The 18,839-nt window shown below is 61.9% G+C and carries 20 protein-coding genes; 6 read left to right on the top strand and 14 right to left on the bottom strand.

The features are described from left to right. Positions 1 to 6: 6 nt before the first annotated feature. Complete coding sequence (locus AB8B29_RS15415; protein WP_034509100.1) at positions 7 to 690, bottom strand: response regulator transcription factor; 684 nt, start codon at positions 688 to 690, stop codon at positions 7 to 9. Positions 691 to 838: 148 nt separating this feature from the next. On the opposite strand from AB8B29_RS15415, the gene AB8B29_RS15410 reads away from it, so the two are divergent. Then, complete coding sequence (locus AB8B29_RS15410) at positions 839 to 1,387, top strand: L,D-transpeptidase family protein (protein ID WP_037196895.1); 549 nt, start codon at positions 839 to 841, stop codon at positions 1,385 to 1,387. 140 nt (positions 1,388 to 1,527) lie between these two features. Beyond that, a complete protein-coding gene (locus AB8B29_RS15405) occupies positions 1,528 to 2,358 on the top strand; it encodes an aldo/keto reductase (RefSeq protein WP_037196894.1) in 831 nt (276 codons plus the stop codon). Between the two features lie 87 nt (positions 2,359 to 2,445). Here the strand turns inward: AB8B29_RS15405 and AB8B29_RS15400 are convergent, their stop codons facing one another. Further along, positions 2,446 to 3,906, bottom strand: a complete 1,461-nt coding sequence (locus AB8B29_RS15400) for an MFS transporter (protein ID WP_439006603.1) — start codon at positions 3,904 to 3,906, stop codon at positions 2,446 to 2,448. 137 nt (positions 3,907 to 4,043) lie between these two features. Here AB8B29_RS15400 and AB8B29_RS15395 point away from each other — a divergent pair, with 137 nt between their 5' ends. After that, positions 4,044 to 4,970, top strand: coding sequence for a LysR family transcriptional regulator (locus AB8B29_RS15395; protein WP_047637763.1), 927 nt, complete (start codon positions 4,044 to 4,046; stop codon positions 4,968 to 4,970). Here the strand turns inward: AB8B29_RS15395 and AB8B29_RS15390 are convergent. After that, positions 4,947 to 5,435 (bottom strand): MarR family winged helix-turn-helix transcriptional regulator, encoded by a 489-nt coding sequence (locus AB8B29_RS15390; RefSeq protein ID WP_092573168.1) that lies wholly within the window; start codon positions 5,433 to 5,435, stop codon positions 4,947 to 4,949. The two genes, AB8B29_RS15395 and AB8B29_RS15390, sit on opposite strands and share 24 nt — an antisense overlap. 83 nt (positions 5,436 to 5,518) lie before the next feature. On the opposite strand from AB8B29_RS15390, the gene AB8B29_RS15385 reads away from it, so the two are divergent. Then, positions 5,519 to 6,421, top strand: a complete 903-nt coding sequence (locus AB8B29_RS15385; RefSeq protein ID WP_037196891.1) for an EamA family transporter — start codon at positions 5,519 to 5,521, stop codon at positions 6,419 to 6,421. A gap of 192 nt (positions 6,422 to 6,613) precedes the next feature. Here the strand turns inward: AB8B29_RS15385 and leuC are convergent, their stop codons facing one another. The 10 genes from leuC to ffh form a co-directional block, all read right to left on the bottom strand. After that, entirely contained in the window at positions 6,614 to 8,023 is a 1,410-nt protein-coding gene (gene leuC, locus AB8B29_RS15380) for a 3-isopropylmalate dehydratase large subunit (RefSeq protein ID WP_037196890.1), read from the bottom strand. Between the two features lie 272 nt (positions 8,024 to 8,295). After that, complete coding sequence (locus tag AB8B29_RS15375) at positions 8,296 to 9,174, bottom strand: amino acid ABC transporter permease (RefSeq protein ID WP_047637770.1); 879 nt, start codon at positions 9,172 to 9,174, stop codon at positions 8,296 to 8,298. Positions 9,175 to 9,208: 34 nt separating this feature from the next. Next, a complete protein-coding gene (locus AB8B29_RS15370) occupies positions 9,209 to 10,006 on the bottom strand; it encodes a basic amino acid ABC transporter substrate-binding protein (RefSeq protein ID WP_047637951.1) in 798 nt (265 codons plus the stop codon). 211 nt (positions 10,007 to 10,217) lie between these two features. Next, entirely contained in the window at positions 10,218 to 10,775 is a 558-nt protein-coding gene (gene rplS, locus AB8B29_RS15365) for a 50S ribosomal protein L19 (protein WP_047637772.1), read from the bottom strand. Positions 10,776 to 11,040: 265 nt separating this feature from the next. Then, a complete protein-coding gene (locus tag AB8B29_RS15360) occupies positions 11,041 to 11,460 on the bottom strand; it encodes a DUF1801 domain-containing protein (RefSeq protein WP_037196886.1) in 420 nt (139 codons plus the stop codon). 285 nt (positions 11,461 to 11,745) lie between these two features. Continuing rightward, a complete protein-coding gene (gene trmD, locus AB8B29_RS15355; protein WP_113118718.1) occupies positions 11,746 to 12,438 on the bottom strand; it encodes a tRNA (guanosine(37)-N1)-methyltransferase TrmD in 693 nt (230 codons plus the stop codon). 24 nt (positions 12,439 to 12,462) lie between these two features. Beyond that, positions 12,463 to 13,044, bottom strand: coding sequence for a ribosome maturation factor RimM (gene rimM / locus AB8B29_RS15350; RefSeq protein WP_092573172.1), 582 nt, complete (start codon positions 13,042 to 13,044; stop codon positions 12,463 to 12,465). Between the two features lie 222 nt (positions 13,045 to 13,266). Beyond that, a complete protein-coding gene (rpsP, locus tag AB8B29_RS15345; RefSeq protein ID WP_037196883.1) occupies positions 13,267 to 13,623 on the bottom strand; it encodes a 30S ribosomal protein S16 in 357 nt (118 codons plus the stop codon). 116 nt (positions 13,624 to 13,739) lie between these two features. Continuing rightward, a complete protein-coding gene (locus AB8B29_RS15340; RefSeq protein ID WP_034509068.1) occupies positions 13,740 to 14,042 on the bottom strand; it encodes a chorismate mutase in 303 nt (100 codons plus the stop codon). Positions 14,043 to 14,060: 18 nt separating this feature from the next. Then, on the bottom strand, positions 14,061 to 15,629 hold the full coding sequence (gene ffh / locus AB8B29_RS15335; RefSeq protein ID WP_113118717.1) for a signal recognition particle protein: 1,569 nt from the start codon (positions 15,627 to 15,629) through the stop codon (positions 14,061 to 14,063). A 411-nt stretch (positions 15,630 to 16,040) separates the two neighbouring features. On the opposite strand from ffh, the gene AB8B29_RS15330 reads away from it, so the two are divergent. Continuing rightward, positions 16,041 to 17,033: a hypothetical protein gene (locus tag AB8B29_RS15330; RefSeq protein WP_047637778.1), complete on the top strand. Its 993-nt coding sequence runs from the start codon at positions 16,041 to 16,043 to the stop codon at positions 17,031 to 17,033. Beyond that, on the top strand, positions 17,030 to 18,049 hold the full coding sequence (locus tag AB8B29_RS15325; protein WP_047637779.1) for an MBL fold metallo-hydrolase: 1,020 nt from the start codon (positions 17,030 to 17,032) through the stop codon (positions 18,047 to 18,049). The genes AB8B29_RS15330 and AB8B29_RS15325 overlap by 4 nt, the downstream gene beginning before the upstream one ends. Before the next feature lie 83 nt (positions 18,050 to 18,132). Here AB8B29_RS15325 and AB8B29_RS15320 read toward each other — a convergent pair whose 3' ends face one another. After that, positions 18,133 to 18,576, bottom strand: coding sequence for an SRPBCC family protein (locus AB8B29_RS15320; RefSeq protein WP_037196878.1), 444 nt, complete (start codon positions 18,574 to 18,576; stop codon positions 18,133 to 18,135). Positions 18,577 to 18,839 lie beyond the last annotated feature (263 nt).

Here is an 18,839-nt window from a genome sequence, read left to right as displayed (position 1 = left end):
TGTTCCCTAGGGGATGATCTTGTAGCCGCCGTTTTCCGTGACCAGGATTTCGGCGTTGGAGGGATCGCGTTCGATCTTCTGTCGAAGGCGATAGACGTGGGTTTCGAGCGTGTGGGTGGTGACGCCGGAATTATAGCCCCATACCTCTTCGAGAAGGATATCGCGGGTTACGACCTTCTGGTCGGCGCGATAGAGGTAGCGGATGATGGCGGCTTCCTTCTCCGTGAGGCGGATCTTCTGCCCGTCTTCGGTGGTCAAAAGTTTCTGGCTCGGCTTGAACAGATAGCGGCCGACGGTGAAGGTCGCATCCTCGCTCTGCTCGTGCTGGCGCAGTTGCGCCCGAATGCGGGCAAGCAGCACGGCGAAGCGGAAGGGCTTGGTCACGTAGTCGTTCGCGCCGGCTTCGAGGCCGAGGATGGTGTCGGAGTCCGTGTCATGGCCCGTCAGCATGATGATCGGCGCCTTGAAGCCGTTCTTGCGCAGCAGCTTCACGGCTTCGCGGCCGTCCATGTCGGGCAGGCCGACATCCATGATCAGGAGATCGACAGGCACGGTACGCGCGGTCTGCACGCCTTTTCCGGCATTCACCTCCTGCAGAACGTTGAATTCCTCGTAAAGCGATAATTGCTCGACCAACATTTCGCGCAGGTCGTTGTCATCGTCCACCAGGAGAATGGTGCGTGCGGTCATGCCGTTCGGATCCTCGTTCTAATCCCTTCTAAGTCCTACGCCAAATTGCATTTTTAGCAAGTCGCGACGCGGCTCAGGCTTGGTGGTTTGGTTGAACCTGCTATGATTTCAAATGAAATCACGTGCAAAGCAAAAACATGTGAGGAAAATGGAAAAGACAAGGGCAGGGGCCAAGCGGGCCGCTTCCACGGTCGTCGTACGTCCTGCGCCGGGTAAGAAGACGCGTGCGCTGGTGCGGGTCGGACCGCTAACCGTGCCGGCGGCGATCGGCCGATCCGGGCGCAGCATTTTGAAGCGCGAGGGCGACGGCGCGACACCGATTGCCGATATGAAGCTGCTCTATGGCTTCACTCGCGGCGACCATGTTCGCTTCCTTCGCACCGCCCTGCCGATGCGGCGCATCGGCAGGGATATGCTCTGGTGCGATCAGCCTGACAATGCCAATTACAACAGGCTGGTGAAGGCTCCCTTCACGCCGAGCCACGAGGAAATGCGGCGAGGCGACGGCCTCTATGACATATGCCTGGTGCTTGATTGGAACATCCGCCCGCGACGGCGTCACCGTGGCTCGGCGATCTTCTTCCATCTGATCAAGCCCGGCTACGAGCCGACGGCCGGCTGTGTCGCGGTCAGCCTTCGCGACATGCGGCGCATACTTCCAGTGCTCCGAAAAGGTACGGTGCTTCGGGTTGTCTGAGATGTCGCTTGGGGTTAAAGTCCCAATATTCTCCACTATATAGATTTTCGACCGGCGCTTCCCGCGAGCCAGGCCGGAACCTTTTCTTTCCGGATTTGAATCACGCCTTCACCCCACCATCCATCATCTGGAGACTTATCGTGACCACGCAACCGACAATTACGTTCAACGACGGCAATTCCATTCCGCAGGTCGGCCTCGGTGTCTGGCAGACGCCCGAAAACGTTGCCCCGATGGCGGTCAGCACAGCCTTGAAGGCCGGCTATCGCCATGTCGATACCGCAGCCATCTATGCAAACGAAGATGGTGTCGGCGAAGGCATGCGCCAGTCCGGCGTCGCCCGCAAGGATATCTTCCTGACCACAAAGCTCTGGAACGAGGCCCAGGGTTTCGATTCCACCCTCAAGGCCTTCGATGAAAGCCTGAAGCGGCTCGGTACCGACTATCTCGACCTCTATCTCATTCATTGGCCGTCGCCGCACCGCGACCGCTACCTCGACACCTGGAAGGCCTTCGTGCGCCTCAAGGAAGAAGGCCGCGCCCGCTCGATCGGCGTTTCCAACTTCGCTAAGGAACACCTCGACCGCATCATCGGCGAGACCGGCGTCACGCCCGTCCTCAACCAGATCGAACTGCACCCGACCTTCCAGCAGAAGGCGCTGCGCGAAGTGCACGACAAGCTCGGCATCAAGACCGAGTCCTGGAGCCCGCTCGGCCAGGGCAAGCTCCTCACCAACGCCGCAATCGGCAAGGTCGCCGCCAAGCATGGCCGCACGCCGGCGCAGGTCATCATCCGCTGGCATATCGAAAACGGCCTGATCGTCATTCCGAAATCGGTCACGCCGAGCCGCATCGAGGAAAATCTCAAGGTTTTCGACTTCAAGCTCGACAGCGACGATCTGGCTGACATCGCCAAGCTCGATTCTGCCGGCGGCCGTATCGGCCCGGATCCAGTGACGGCAACGTTCTGATTCAACTCGCCGGATTGCATTGTACAGGAGGCTCGGAGTGAAAGCTCCGAGCCTCCCTAGTATCGAGCAGGCTGCATTGCCCCGGCGTCACGACGCCTGCTCGGAAAGTGCAGTGCGCTTCGCAATGGCGAAACCGGTAAGCGCGACGACGAGTGCTGCGACGATCAGCAGGGCGGCGATCGCGAAGGTGACCTGCATGCCCGTTGCAATGGCCTCGGGGCGGGCCGTGGTGATGCCTGTGGTTCCCGATGCCAGCGTGAAGACCGCGCCCATCACGGATGCGCCGGTGATCAGCCCGAGGTTTCGCGACAGGCTTAGCATGCCGGAGATGACGCCGCGTTGGTCCGGACGGATATTGGTCATGATGGTGGTGTTGTTGGCTGCCTGAAACAGGGCGTAGTTCGCCGTCACAAGGGCAAGCGGCCCGATATACCCGACGACACCGAACCTGCCCTGCATCGCTGCTACCAGGAACAGGCCGATGATCATGGCCACGAGGCCGGTGATGGTCATACGGTGAGCGCCGAAGCGATCGACGATGCGGCCGGCCGGCACGCCCGTCAGCGCCGCCACCAGCGGACCGGCGGACATCACGGCGCCGACATGGGCGGCATCGAGGCCGAGCGCGCGGGAGAGATAGAAGGGCCCGACCACCAGCGTCGCCATCATGACGGTCGAGACAAGGGTGCTCATGGCAAGGCCGACGCTCAGCGCCGAATCGCGGAACATCGTGAGGCGCACCAGGGGCGATTTCACTTTCGCCTCGGTAAAGGCGAAGAGCGCGGTGCCGAAGGCTGCGGCCAGCAACAGGCCGATGTTCAGCACACCGAAGCTGCCATGCCCCATCGTCATGGCAAGCGCATAGGCGGCAAGCGTCAAGGCCAGCAACAGCGTGCCGATCGCATCCGGGCGTCCCTGGCCGGCTTTTCGGTTGGGACGATCCACTGGCAGGAAGCGTGCGGCGAGAAGGAAATTCGCGATCCCGAGCGGCACATTGACCAGGAAGAGGGTTTCCCAGCCGAAGCCGGCAATCAGGACGCCGCCGAGCGACGGGCCGAGCGTGGTTCCGATGGCGGACATGGTGCCGAGCAGGCCCATGGCGCTGCCGGTCCTTTCCTTCGGGACTGTCTCGCCGACCATCGCCACCGTCAGCGCCATCATCATGGCGGCGCCGAGGCCCTGCAAGGCTCTGGCAGCGATCAGCAGCCACAGCGTCGGTGCTATCCCGCAGAAGAGCGAGGCGAGGGTGAAGAGGGCTATTCCGGCGAGCAGCAGTCGACGGCGACCGACGATATCGCCCAGCCGCCCGACGCTGACGATCAGCGCGGTAATCGCGAGCAGATAAGCAAGCACGATCCACTGCACCTGCTGGAAGGAAGCGCCGAAAGCCTCTGCCAGCGTCGGCAGGCCGACATTGGCGATGCTGGTATCGAGCGAGGGCATCAGCATGGAGAGCGAGAGGCTGGCGAGCGCCCATCGGATCGAAGGTGCGGCTTTCATCCGCCCGGCTTCGGTCTTGTCCGGTCTTTCAATAATTGGCTTCAACATGAGCTCCGTTTCTGGCGACGTTTGAGAAGTCCTGGCAGAAAGGTAGCTCTTTGCCTGATATGGCGGAACGCGCACCATTTGCATCTTATTCGTGCGTTTGACGCTATGCTTCGGCGAAATCATGTTATGGTCGCGTCATGTCGACGCCCGATCTCAACCTGCTTGTCACTCTCGATGTCCTGCTTGCGGAAGGCAGTGTTGCGCGTGCAGCTCGCCGGTTGGGGCTGAGCCCGTCCGCCATGAGCCGGGCGCTGGCACGCCTGCGCGAGACGACGGGCGATCCGTTGCTGGTCAGGGCCGGCCGCGGGCTTGTGCCGACACCGCGGGCGCTGGAATTGCGCGAGAGCGTCGGCCGGCTCGTGCAGGAGGCGGAGGCGGCCTTGCGGCCATCCGAGACACTCAACCTGAAACAGCTCGTCCGGATTTTCACATTGCGCACCCGCGAGGGCTTTGTGGAGAATTTCGGCCCCGAGCTGATCGCTCGCATTGCGGAACAGGCGCCCGGCGTGCGGCTCTACTTCACCCAGAAGCTGGACAAGGACAGCACACCGCTGCGCGACGGTACGATCGATCTCGAGACCGGAGTCGTCGGCGACGATACCGGGCCGGAACTACGGGCGCAGGCCTTGTTCCGGGATCGCTTCATCGGCGTGGTCCGACGCGGCCACCCGCTGAGCGAAGGTGTGATGACGCCGGCGCGCTATGCCGCCGGCCAGCACATCCTCGTCTCCCGGCGCGGCTTGAAGAAGGGGGAGATTGATGAGGAGCTGGAAAGGCTGGGACTGGAGCGGCAGATCGCAACCATTGTCGGCAGCTTTTCGGCGGCGCTGGCTTTGGCCCGGGCCTCCGACCTGATCGTCAGCGTGCCGGAACGCTATACGGGCAACCTGCGCGTTGACATGCATAGTTTCGCGCTGCCGGTGCCGACGTCGGATGTGGCGATCTCGCTGCTCTGGCATCCGCGGCTGGACGCCGATCCGGCGCATCGCTGGCTGCGCGGCTGCATTCGCGATGTTTGCGCGGAGCGGCGTGCGGACCTGTCAGCGAGATTCGAAGCTGGCTAAATAATTGCGCAGCAAGCCGTCGAGGGCAGCTCTTTCCTCTTGCGAGAGGGCGGAAACAAGCCGAGCCTGCGTTTCGACATGCGCCGTCACGGCCGCGTCGATGAGCCTGAAACCTTCCGGGGTCAGGGAAATCAGGAAGCTTCGGCCATCATTCGGGTTCTGGCTGCGGGCGACGAGACCGGCCTTTTCGAGTTGATCGATGCGGTTGGTCATCGTGCCCGATGTCACCATCATCGTATCCATCAGGTCGCTGGGGGAGAGGGTGTAGGGCTCGCCCGAGCGGCGCAGGGTTGCCAGCATATCGAAATTTGCCGCGTTCAGATCGAAGCGCGCAAAGGTCTTTTCCATTTCGCGCGAGAGATGGAGCGTGAGGTTGCGCATGCGCCCGAACAGGCCCATCGCCGTCGTGTCGAGATCGGGCCGTTCGCGGCGCCACTGGTCAAGAATTTTATCGATGCGATCCATGTCGGGATATCGCCACCAATTTATCTTGACGTCAAGATATTTCAGTTTATCTTGAGGTCAAGATAAATTTTGAGGCTAGGGCCATGAACCGCAATGTCGACCTTCTGCTGACAGCCATCGCGCCGGCGATCTGGGGCAGCACCTATCTGGTGACGACGCAGCTCTTGCCCGCCGGCTATCCGCTGACGGTCGCAACGCTGCGTGCCTTGCCTGCCGGGCTGCTGCTGCTCCTCATCGTGCGGCGGCTGCCGCACGGGATCTGGTGGATCAAGTCCCTTGTTCTCGGGGCACTCAATTTCTCGATCTTCTGGTGGCTGCTGTTCATTTCGGCCTATCGGCTGCCCGGCGGCGTGGCGGCCACGGTCGGTGCCGTCCAGCCGCTGATCGTCATCGTGCTGGCGCGGTTGTTGCTCGGCTCGCCGATCCGCAGCCTTTCGATCATCGCCGCGATCGCCGGCATCGGCGGTGTCGCCCTGCTGATCCTCACGCCGAAGGCAACGCTCGATCCCATCGGGATTGCCGCCGGCGTCGCCGGCGCCTTCTCCATGGCTGGTGGAACCGTGCTCAGCCGCCGCTGGCGGCCGGATGTCTCGCCGCTCACCTTCACGGCGTGGCAGCTGACCGCGGGCGGTGCGTTGCTGCTGCCGTTCGCCCTCTTGCTCGAGCCGCCGCTTCCGCATCTGACCGGGGCCAATATTATCGGCTTTGCCTATCTCGGGCTGATCGGCGCAGCACTCACCTATATTCTCTGGTTTCGCGGCCTCTCGCGGCTTGAGCCATCGGTGGTCTCGCCACTCGGATTCTTGAGCCCGACGACTGCTGTGATCTTGGGGTGGTGGGTGCTCGGCCAGCAACTGAGCCCGATGCAGATCTTCGGCATCGTCGTGGTGCTCGGCAGTGTCTGGCTCAGCCAGCGGGCGCAGCAAGGTCAGCCGGCGGTTCAAACCCCTTCTCCCCGAGAGGAGAAGGTGCGGACAGGCGGATGAGGGGGGGCCAGACGCACGAAAGCCTATGGATTCGAGACGATTGGCCCCCTCATCCGACTCTTCGGGCCACCTTCTCCCCGAGGGGGAGAAGGGGTGTTCGTGCAGTGACTTCATTTCCCATGCAATTGCCTTACCCACAAACAAAAAGGGCGGCCGTTCGGGCCGCCCTTTGCTATTCATGCTTTAAGCGGATCAGTTCCACTCGCGGATATCGACGAAGTGGCCGGCGATCGCGGCAGCTGCGGCCATGGCCGGGGAGACCAGGTGCGTGCGGCCCTTGAAGCCCTGACGGCCTTCGAAGTTGCGGTTCGACGTCGATGCGCAGCGCTCGCCCGGCTTCAGGCGGTCGTCGTTCATGGCAAGGCACATGGAACAGCCGGGCTCGCGCCAGTCGAAGCCGGCGGCCTTGAAGATCTTGTCGAGGCCTTCGGCTTCCGCCTGCTCCTTCACGAGGCCGGAGCCCGGAACGATCATGGCATCGACGGTGGAAGCCACCGTCTTGCCTTCGACGACCTTGGCGACGGCGCGCAGGTCTTCGATGCGGCCGTTGGTGCAGGAGCCGATGAAGACGCGATCGACGTTGATATCGGTCATCTTCGTGCCCGGCTTCAGGCCCATATAGTCGAGGGCGCGCCACTTGGAGGTGCGCTTGTTCTCGTCCTGGATCTCGTCCGGGTTCGGGACGATGCCCTGGACGGAGACGACGTCTTCCGGCGAGGAGCCCCAGGAGACGATCGGCGGCAGGGCAGCGGCATTAAGCGTGACGATGCGGTCGTAATGCGCACCTTCATCCGATGTCAGCGTCTTCCAGTAGGCGATCGCCTGTTCCAGCGCTTCGCCCTTCGGCGCGCGCGGCTTGCCCTTGATGTATTCGAAGGTGATCTCGTCCGGCGCGATCAGGCCGGCGCGGGCGCCGCCTTCGATCGACATGTTGCAGATGGTCATGCGGCCTTCCATCGACAGCGCGCGAATGGCTTCGCCGGCATATTCGATGACGTAGCCGGTACCGCCGGCGGTGCCGATCTCGCCGATGATGGCGAGAATGATGTCCTTGGCGGTGACGCCTGGTGGCAGCTGGCCATCGACCTGCACCAGCATATTCTTGGCCTTCTTCTGGATCAGCGTCTGCGTGGCGAGCACATGCTCGACCTCGGAGGTGCCGATGCCGTGCGCGAGCGAGCCGAAGGCACCATGCGTCGACGTGTGGCTATCGCCGCAGACGATGGTCATTCCCGGCAAGGTGAAGCCCTGCTCGGGGCCGATGATGTGGACGATGCCCTGGCGCTTGTCGTTTTCGGAGTAGTATTCCACGCCGAATTCGGCGGCGTTCTTGGCAAGCGCCTCGACCTGGATGCGGCTTTCCTCGTTCTTGATGCCGAGGTGGCGATCGGGCGAGGTCGGAACGTTGTGGTCGACGACAGCAAGCGTCTTTTGCGGCGCGTGGACCTTGCGGCCGGTCATGCGCAGGCCTTCGAAAGCCTGCGGCGACGTCACCTCGTGAACGAGATGACGGTCGATATAGAGAAGACAGGTGCCGTCGTCTTGGGCGTCGACGAGATGATCATCCCAGATTTTGTCGTAAAGTGTGCGTGGAGCGCTCATGGCTACAGATCCATATTGGCAGTGTCGAAAAAGGGGGTGACGGATCAGGACCGCCGGCCTCGGGTGTGATCAGCGAAGTCGGCTGTTGAGCGCGCCCGAAATCATCGCAAAGAAGCGTGCCGGCAGGCGCTTATGGTCCTGCAGCACGAAAGCCGTGACGTAGCGTCCGTCTTTGCTCATGATCCTAGTCATGGCGTTGCTCATATCAATTTTCGCAAGTCTCGGCAATGGTGACGATGGGGTGGCAGGGGGCTGACGTTTGGCCGCAGCCGCTACACCTGCACGTCGGGCGGCTGGCCCACGCTGAGAGGGCGGAACGCCGACCGGTCCGCACCGGTCCGCCGGCGCATCCAGGATTCCAGCTGCCGCAGGAGCAGCGAGAGGCCGATCGTCAGCAGAAGATAGATGAAGGCGAGGATCGACAGCGTTTCGAAATAGCGGAAGTTGGCCGAGTAGTAGAGCTTGGCGAGCTGGCTGATGTCGGCGACCCCGAGCACGGAAACCAGCGAACTGTCCTTGACCATGGCGATGAAGTCGTTCGACAACGGCGGCAGGATGACGCGGATCGCCTGCGGGAATATGACGAGCCGGAAGCGCTGGAAGCGCGTGAGCCCCAGCGCCTTCGCCGCCTCTATCTGGCCCTGGTCGACCGCCTGGATGCCGGCGCGGAAAATCTCGGCGATGAAGGAGGAATAACCGATCATCAGCGCGATGATGGTGCGCCAGACGAACGGCACATCACGTACGACAAGCGGGCTCGTCAAGCCGGTGGAGATCAGCGGGGACGTCACGACATTGTAGATGGCCACGAAGGCCGGCGTGCCGACGAAGGCGATATAGGCGAGCAGCACCAGCATCGGAATGCCGCGCACAATCTCGATGTAGAAGCGGGCGATCTGCCTGAGCACGATGAAGTCCGACAGGCCGAGCAAAGCGAGCCCGAGGCCGAAGAGCATGGCGAGCGTGAAGGCCACCAGCGTCACGAAGATCGTGACGCCGACGCCATTGAGCAGAAGGGAGAAGATCTGGGCGTAGAGGCCGTTCGCCGCGATTGCGATGGAGACGACGATGCCGAGAACGGCGAGTGCGACCAGCCACCAGGGAAAGTCATCCTTGCCTTGGTGCCCGCCCGGGCCTGCGAGCAGGGCCATCAGAGCGGGCTTCCCATATGTCGATCTAGGGAGTTCATTGGCCCATCTTGTAATCGAGGAACCACTTCTTGTTCAGCGCCTCGAGCGTGCCGTCAGCCTTCAGGCTGGCAATGGCGGCATTGACCGGAGCGACGAGATCGGAGCCCTTCTGGAAGATGAAGCCGAAATCCTCGGAGCCGAGCGGGCCGCCGATCAGCTTCAGGCCGCCGTTGGAGGCATCGACATAGCCCTTGCCGGCGGTGCCGTCGGTCAGCACCAGATCGACGTCGCCGGTCTTCAGTGCCTGTACGGTCGCGCCGAAGGTTTCGAAGGTCTTGATGCGCGGGTTCTGCTCGTTGCCGTCGAGAACTTCGTAGACTGCGGTGTAGAAGGGGGTCGTGCCCGGCTGCGCGCCGATCAGGCCTTCCTTGAGGGCGGCGAAGCTCTTGGCGTCGGTGAAGCGCTTCTCGTCGCCACGCACCAGCATGAACTGCTCGGAGCGCATGTAGGGATCGGAGAAGTCGACCTTCTGCTTGCGGTCTTCCTTGATGGTAATGCCGGTCATGCCGATGTTGTACTGGCCTTCCGAGACGGCCTGGATCATCGCGTCCCAGCTGGTGTTCTGGTACTCGACCTTGAAGTTCAAACGCTTGGCGATTTCGTTCATCGCGTCATATTCCCAGCCGATCGCCTTGCCGGATTTGGCATCGACGAATTGCAGCGGTGGGTAGGCGTTCTCAGTAACGACGACGACAGTCTTGCCTTTGAGATCAGGCAGGTCGGCGGCGAAGGACGCGAAAGGTGCAAGCACGAGGGCGCTGAGGCCCAGAAGGAACGAGCGACGGAATGCCATGGAAATCTCCCCGATTAGCGCGCGGAAAAGTGTCATATTTGGAAAGCAGATGGCAAGGCCGTTGCCATGGCCGCGAGCGCAAAAGCGGAAAAGTAACTCTAAAATAAGCGGTTCGCGGCGGAATTTTCTTTCTGCCAAGCTGTCTTCGGCAGGCAGCAAAAAGGCGACCCGAAGGCCGCCTTTAAGCGTAGCGATCCGGATGGATCGAAATTTACTCGGCTGCCGGCTCTGCGGCGGCAGCAGCTGCATCGGCGGCTGCCTTTGCTTCGGCGGCTGCTTTTGCTTCAGCGGCTTCGGCTGCTGCCTTCTCGGCTGCGAGAGCCTGGGCTGCTGCAACCTTCTCGGCTTCGATGCGAGCCTTCTCATCGGCGAAAGCCTGACGCTCAGCGTCGTTGAGCTTGCGGGCGCGAGTGCCGGTGTTCTCGACGATACGGGCAGCCTTGCCGCGCAGGTCGCGCAGGTAGTAGAGCTTGGCGCGACGGACCTTACCGCGGCGAACGATTTCGACGCTTTCGATCATCGGCGAGTAAACCGGGAATACGCGCTCGACGCCTTCGCCGTAGGAGATCTTGCGGACCGTGAAGTTTTCGTGCAGGCCGCCGCCGGAGCGAGCGATGCAGACGCCTTCATAGGCCTGAACGCGGGTACGGTTGCCTTCCGTGACCTTCACGTTGACGCGGACGGTGTCGCCGGCGGAAAATTCGGGAAGCGTGCGCTTGGCTTCGATCTTGGCGGCCTGTTCGGCTTCCAACTGCTGAATGATGTTCATAGTATCAACCTCGTTGTTGCTTCAACAGCCAGAGCGCCCTGAGCGATCTATCCTTGGTCGGACCCTGAAGGTCTCGCCTCGGATATATGCCTGTGAAGGCAGGGGCGAATACGTCTGCTTTTCTTTGGTGGTTGATGGGAAATTTCCCATGCCCGGCGCGCACATATCCTATTGTCACAGCTTTGTCACCCCTTGGCGGCGAATTTGTTGCAGCGCAAGCGGCTTTCAATGACGGTTTGTGGTCCGCCGCCACCCCGAATTCTGTTCAGGCTTTCTTCGGTTTTTTCCGCGTCGATATATTCAGTGCCGCTGCCGCACGAACGAGCGCCTTCAGCGCCTCCTCATCGATATCTTCGTTCTCCCGGATATCGATGGCCCGTCTCGTATTGCCATCGAGGCTGGAGTTGAAGAGGCCTGACGGGTCCTCCAGCGAAGCGCCCTTGGCGAAGGTCAATTTCACGACACTCTTGTAAGTCTCGCCGGTGCAGATGATCCCGCCGTCCGACCAGACGGGAACGCCCCGCCATTTCCATTCCTCGACCACATCGGGATCGGCCTGTTTGATAAGGGTTCGGACTCGAGCGAGCGTCTGGCCCCGCCAATCGTCCAGTTCCTTAATTCTCCCGTCTATGAGATTAGAGGCAGAGGCTCCCTGCTCGTCCTCCGTCGCGCCGCTTTTTGCCATCCTGTGCGTCCTCCCCGCCGCTGTCGTTCCATCGCCCGTTGCGTTTTATCGCTGGATATCATTTGACACCATCGAAATCGACCTCAACGGCGGCGTCCTGTCGTCCGCAAGACTGTGAGGACCGGGCCCAGCCCCGAACGTCGGCGCGGCATATCCCTGCTTGCTCAAGTCCCGAAGCGATCCTCGTGAGGCCATCGGAATTCTTGAATGGCATTCGGCCGATTCCCCCTTAGTGGCGAACGGCGGTTGATCTAACTCGTCAACTTGCCGCCCGGTTTCCCGATGCTATTTCTTTGCCTTCTCTTCCAACAGATCCGGCCGGCGTTGCCGCGTCAGGTCTTCGGCCTGTTCTCTCTGCCATTTGGTGATGGCGGCGTGGTTGCCCGACGTGAGCACGGCGGGGATCTCGCGGTCTTCCCAGATCTGCGGGCGGGTATAGTGAGGGTGTTCCAACAGGCCCCCCTCAAAGCTTTCGTGCAGGCCGGAAAGATCGTTGCCCATGACGCCGGGCAGGATGCGAACGATGGCGTCTAACAGGATGAGTGCCGCCGGCTCGCCGCCGGACAGGATGTAGTCGCCGATCGACACTTCTTCCAGGTTGCGCCCGTCGATCACCCGCTGGTCGACGCCTTCGAAGCGGCCGCAGACGATGATGACGCCGTCGCCGCTTGCAAGCTCGCGCACGCGCTTCTGCGTCAGCGGTGCGCCGCGCGGGCTCATCAGCAGGCGCGGGCGGCTGTCGTTTTCGCTGGCATGGTCGATGGCGCGGGCAAGCACGTCCGGCTTCAGCACCATGCCGGCGCCGCCGCCGGCGGGTGTATCATCGACGGTGCGGTGCCTGTCGGTGGCAAAATCGCGGATCTGCACGGTGTCCAGCGCCCATTGGCCGCGCTCCATCGCCTTGCCGGCAAGGGACGTGCCGAGATGGCCGGGAAACATCTCCGGATAAAGCGTCAGAATGGTCGCCCGAAAACTCATGGCGCAGTCACTTCCAAATGAGGATTATTTCTTCGTCTTGCCTTCCGGCTTCGGCGGTTTCGGCGGCTTGCCGACAAGGTCTTCCGGATTGTCGATCAGGCCAGCGGCCATTGGATCGATCAGGATCTTGCCGCCTTCGAGATCGATTTCGAGCACGGCCGTTTCGGAGAAGGGGATCAGGACCGGACGCTTGCCCGGGCCTTTCAGCTCCAGAAGGTCGCCGGCGCCGAAATCATAGACACCGCTGACCGTGCCGTAGCCGGTGCCCTTGTCGTCGACGGCTTCGAGCCCTTCGAGGTCGGTGTAGAAGAATTCGTCATCGTCGAGCTCGTCGTCCGGCAGGTTGTCGCGCTCGATATAGAGCTCCAACCCGTTCAGCGCCTCGGCGGCGTCACGGTCATTGACGCCGCGGAAGCGCACCACCACCACGTTCTTGGCCTCACGGATTTCCAGCACCTCGAAGCTGCGGCCGTCCATGCTGTACAGGTGGCCGTAGTCGCCAAGCGCCGCGGGGTCAGACGTATAGGCGCGCGCGCGCACCTCGCCCTTGAGGCCCTGTGCCGCGCCGATTGTCGCCATCAATACCGGGTTTTGCAGTTTCGTCATGGTCTCTTCGCCGATTGCCGGATCACCGCATAATTCCTTAAATCGGAATCGATTTAAGGAATTATGCAGCAGATCTAAAGTGCTTCAGCGACCTTTGCGCGTCACATGTGACGCGCGGCGCTGTAGTTGCGTTCTCTCATAGGATGAACATCCCCCGATGGGAAATAAAAAACGGGCGGCATGTCGCCATGCCGCCCGTTTTTCGATGATTATGAGGGCCGATTATTCGGCAGCGGCGGCGTCAGCAGCCTTCTGTGCCTTTTCGGCAGCGCGCTCCTGAGCCTTCTTGCCCGGCTTTGCCTTTACCGGGTTGCTCTTGACGTCGCGCGTGGCAACGCCGGCTTCGGCGAGGAAGCGCAGAACGCGGTCGGTCGGCTGGGCGCCGTTGTCGAGCCAATGCTTGATGCGGTCGGCGTCGAGTTCAACGCGCTTGGCGTCGTCCTTGGCGAGCATCGGGTTCCAGGAACCGACCTTCTCCAGGAAGCGGCCATCGCGCGGCGAACGGGCGTCGGCGACAACAACGTGGTAGTACGGGCGCTTCTTGGAACCACCGCGGGCGAGACGAATTTTCAATGCCATGTTTCTTACTCCTTAGGCTTTTTGTGACCGCTTGATTTTGGCGGCGTGTTTATTTGCTGTTGCTGTTTTTGTGTGTCGCATGATCTCTTCCGAAACCCGCTTCACACATTTCGGGATCATGCTTTGAGATCGGCGGCGATCTGTTCATGATGCCGGATGACTTCCTTGATGACGAAGTTCAGGAACTTCTCGGCGAAATCCGGGTCCAGATTGGCGTCCTTTGCCAGGCGGCGCAGGCGTTCGATCTGGAATTCCTCGCGCGCCGGGTCGGCCGGCGGCAGATTGTACTTGGCCTTCAGCACGCCGACCTCTTTGGTGCAGCGAAAGCGTTCGGCCAGCATGTGCACCAGTGCGGCATCGATATTGTCGATCGACTGGCGGTAGTTGCCCAATTGGGCCTTGACGTCTGGATCAATCATGGGGGTCAACGATCCTTTTCACTTCTTCTTCGGCAAACCGGGCAGGCCCGGGAATCCACCGCCGAGGCCCGGCAGCTTGGCGCCGCCCAGACCAGGCAATCCACCACCGCCAAGGCCGGGCATGCCGCCGGGACGGCCGAGGCCTGCGGCTTCCGCCTGCTTCTGCAAGGCTTCGAGCTGCTTGGGGTCCATGTTCGACAGGTCGGGCATGCCGCCCATGCCGCCACCGCCGAGACCCATCTTGCCGGCGAGGCCACCCATCAGCTGCTTCATCATGCCGCCCTTGCCCTTGCCGCCCATCATCTTCATCATGTCCGCCATCTGGCGGTGCATCTTCAGAAGCTTGTTGATGTCGGAGGCGTCGGTGCCGGAGCCGCTAGCGATGCGCTTCTTGCGGGAATGTTTCAGGAGGTCCGGATTGGCGCGCTCGGCCTTGGTCATCGAGGAGATGATGGCGAGCTGGCGGCCGAAAAGCTTGTCGTTGAGGCCGGCGGCGGCCATCTTGTCCTTCATGCCGGCCATGCCGGGCATCATGCCCATGATGCCGCCCATGCCGCCCATCTTCTGCATCTGGCTGAGCTGATCGGCAAGGTCGTTCAGGTCGAACTTGCCCTTGGCCATCTTGGCGGCCATGGCGGCGGCCTTTTCGGCGTCGATATTCTCAGCGGCCTTCTCGACCAGCGAGACGATGTCGCCCATGCCGAGGATGCGGTCGGCGATGCGGCGGGGATGGAATTCTTCCAGCTCGCCCATCTTTTCGCCGACGCCGATCAGCTTGATCGGCTTGCCTGTCACGGCGCGCATCGAAAGGGCGGCACCGCCACGGCCGTCGCCGTCCATGCGGGTCAGCACGAGGCCGGTGATCCCAACGCGCTCGTCGAAATTGCGGGCGAGGTTGACGGCGTCCTGACCGGTCAAGCTGTCGGCGACCAGCAGGATTTCGTGCGGGTTCGACCGCTTCTTGATATCCGCCATCTCGACCATGAGCGGCTCGTCGATATGCGTGCGGCCGGCGGTGTCGAGGATGACGACGTCATGGCCGCCGAGCTTGGCGGCCTGCACGGCGCGGGCGGCGATATCGGTCGGCGACTGGCCGGCGATAATGGGAAGCGTATCGATGTTGGCCTGGACGCCGAGCTGGCGCAGCTGTTCCTGCGCTGCAGGACGCCGCGTGTCGAGCGAGGCCATCAGGACCTTCTTGCGGTCGCGGCTCGTCAGGCGGTGGGCGATCTTCGCCGACGTGGTCGTCTTGCCCGAGCCCTGCAGACCGACCATCATGACGACGACCGGGGCCGGCGCGTTAAGGTCGATGCCCACGCCTTCGCCGCCGAGCATTTCGATCAGCTCGTCATGGACGATCTTGACGACCATCTGGCCGGGCTTGATCGACTTCAGGATCCCGGCGCCGACGGCCTTCTCGCGGACTCGGTCGGTAAAGGAGCGCACGACATCAAGCGCCACGTCGGCTTCGAGAAGCGCGCGGCGAACCTCGCGGAGTGCTGCGGAAACATCAGCTTCCGAAAGCGCGCCGCGGCCTGTCAGTCCATTCAGAATGGAACCAAGACGGTCCTGGAGGTTTTCAAACATCAATTCTTCCTTATCGATCGCTCTGGGCTTTAGATTTGCGCCTATTCCTTATCTTCCTCGGCTTTGCCTCGAAAGGGAGATGCGCGGATCCTCGCCCGAAAACGTCGTGCTTTTCCATGACGAAAACAAGACGCAAAGCCAAAAAGCACCCGAGGGCGCGTCGCGCTGTCGGGTGTTGACCTCCGGGATCTCTTTATACCTTTATGGGTCCCGGTCGGTGGCTCGGAGGCTTGTGCTCGTCGCAGATTGCGGGCGATAAACAGGAAAAGGCCGCCAAAGTCAACCCGAGGCGGTGGAAATGCCTGGGATGCATGCCCAATATCGCTATATGAACGTCGTTTTACCGCCAATACGCTCCTCTAGTTATTGTATTGATCCCCGCCAAATCATGTTTCCCCGAGACAGAACTGAATGAACGATGCAGCCCTGACCAATCTTCTTGCCGCGTGCCGCAGCTATGCCGGCGGCCGGGTCGACGCGCGGTTCAACGCCGCGGCGCAGGCCTTCTATGCCGACGCCAAGGTGCAGCCGAAAATCGTCACGCGGGCGGCGCGCGAGTTGCGCAGCCTGCCGCCTCCCGGTGCCGCGATCCTGGCGAATATGCTGGGTACCGTGGTCGAGACCGGGGGTTCGGTGGAGCGTAGCGGTCCCGCCGTGTGGGAGCTATTTACGACCTGGCTGCCGCAGATCCATCGCGGCTTTGCCGGCCGCAAGGAGCTGAGCCCGCGGCAACAGCAGCTGCTCGAAGCTTTCCAATTGCTCGGTCAGCCGGTCGTCTCCCACCTCGCGGCGATGCCGAAGGAGCGTGCGCTTGCCGCCGGTGATACCAGCCTGATGGCGCAGCTCGCCGAGCTGCAGGATTATACGCCGGGTGCGGCTTGGGTGCGCCATATGCTTCTGAGCCGCAGCGACCTCTTGCTTGTCCTGCATGTGCCAAGCCGTCGAGGCTTCCGCCTGCGCTATGAGAATATCGTCAACTGCTTTCATCTCTTCACGCTGATCCAGGCGGCTTTCGGGGAGACCCTGCCAGGCGGCCGCTCGCCAAACAGGTTCATCATCGACATGGCGCGTTGCGTAACCGTGGTGGAAGACGGTAACGACGAGCCATGGTGGCGCTATGAAACGGTGCAACCTAATCAGTCTGGCACTGTGGGGATATCGGGCGAGGCATCTGTCGATACCATCACGCGCATCGATGGCACGCAGGTCATCCTGCTTTCGCCCCCTGTCGAAGGTGCTGCGCTGTGGGACACGAGCTTCTTTACGCCGCAGCTTTTCGTTATGCCGGCCAATGTCGTGCTTGAGCGAACGCTGACGGCGCGCGAGGTCGAGGAGTGGCTGGCGAAGGCTGGCTTGCCTGGCGAAGGGGAAATGATGGGCGGGCAAGGAGTGGACAAGCCATGACAAGCGCATCCGGCTCCGGCAAGAAAAAGAACCCCTATTATCAAGGCCCGGCTTCCGACCATTTCGATGGTCTGCGCTTCTTCAATCCCGGCGGTGTCGGGCCGGGAAGTCCGCTTGATCTGCTGAAATGGCAGTTCGCGGGCGGCCGGGTGCGCTGGCCCAATCCGGTCATCAGCGCCTTTCCCTCGGCAAAGCCAGACCGGCATGTGTTCGGCGATCAAATGCGGGTGACCATGGTCGGGCATGCGTCGATGCTGGTGCAGATCGCCGGCCTGAACATGCTGACGGATCCGGTCTGGTCCGAACGCGTCAGTCCGTTCCGCTCGATCGGGCCGAAGCGCGTGGTGCCGCCCGGCATCCGCTTCGAGGATCTGCCGCCCATCGACCTCGTGCTGGTCTCGCACAACCACTATGACCACCTCGATCTCGCCACGCTGGCGAGCCTGCAGGCGCGCCAGCGGCCGAAGATCGTTACACCGCTCGGCAACGATACGATTATCCGCCGCGCCGTGCCCGACGCCGAAATCGTCGTGGTCGATTGGGGCGATCGCATCGCTGTCAATGGCGGGGTGACCATCGATGTCGAGCCCTGCCATCACTGGTCGGCGCGGGGCATGGGCGACCGGCGCATGGCCCTTTGGGCCGCTTTCGTGCTGACGACGCCGGCTGGCAGAATCTACCATGTCGGCGACACAGGCTTTCACGATGGCATCAACTATGAGGCTGTCAGGCAGAAACATGGCGGCTTCCGCCTCGCGATCCTGCCTTTCGGCGCCTATGAGCCGCGCTGGTTCATGAAGGGCCAGCACCAGAACCCCGAAGAGGCGGTCAAGGGCATGAAGCTCTGCAACGCCGCTTATGTCGCCGGGCATCATTTCGCGACCTTCCAGCTGACGGACGAGGGGATCGATGAGCCCGTTCACGCTTTGGATGCGGCGCTGAAGGCCGAAGGCGTGGAGCCGGACCGGTTTCGACCGCTGAGGGCCGGGGAAGTTTTCGACGTGCCGGTCGTTTGAAGGGGCGCCGCCTGTTCGCACCGAAAACCCCTTCTCCCCTCGGGGAGAAGGAGTTGCGTGCAGAAGCCTTGTGAGTGCCGAGCTTACTGATTGATCTCTGGCTCGACGAGCTTTGCCAGGTTTCGCAGTGATTCCTGCCAGCCGAGATAGCAGGCTTCAGGCGGGATGACGTCCGGTACGCCCGCCTGGGTTATATTCACCTCGGTTCCGACCAGCACCTTCTTCAAGGTGACGGTCACGTCCATTTCGCCCGGCAGGTTGGGGTCGTCGAACCTGTCCGTGTAACGCAGGCGTTCGCCGGGAATGAGCTCGACATATTCGCCTCCGAAGGCATGGCTTTTGCCCGTCGTAAAGTTGCGGAACGACATCTTGAACGTACCGCCGACTGTCGGTTCGAAGTGATGCACGCTGCAGGTAAAGCCATTGGGGGGAAGCCACTTGGCGAGCGCGTCCGCTTCGAGGAACGCGCGATAGACCTTTTCCGGGCTGGTTGCCAGGACGCGGTGCAGGCGAATGGTATTCGGCATGGTCATGATCCTTCTGAATTGACGGAGTGGACGATCCTAGGACGAGCAAACCTTCTGCAATCCGACACTGGAGCAAATTTTTGTCGAAATAAATCGCGCCAGGCTCAGCGCCGCAAGGTCTTTTGCCGAGATCAGGCAGAGAGCCGCCTTATCCGCCATGGCGATGCCGTCCCTACGAGCAGGCGGGATATTGGATGTACGGGTTTGTGGGAGAAACAGTCTCTGCGTTCCGCCATGTCCGGATATGCGCGATTTCAAACTAT

Source organism: Rhizobium sp. 11_C7_N12_5, assembly GCF_051811145.1.
Classification (GTDB): Bacteria; Pseudomonadota; Alphaproteobacteria; order Rhizobiales; family Rhizobiaceae; genus Rhizobium; species Rhizobium lusitanum.
Note: the sequence above shows the minus strand (reverse complement) of the source record. Positions and strands in the feature narration are given on the sequence as shown.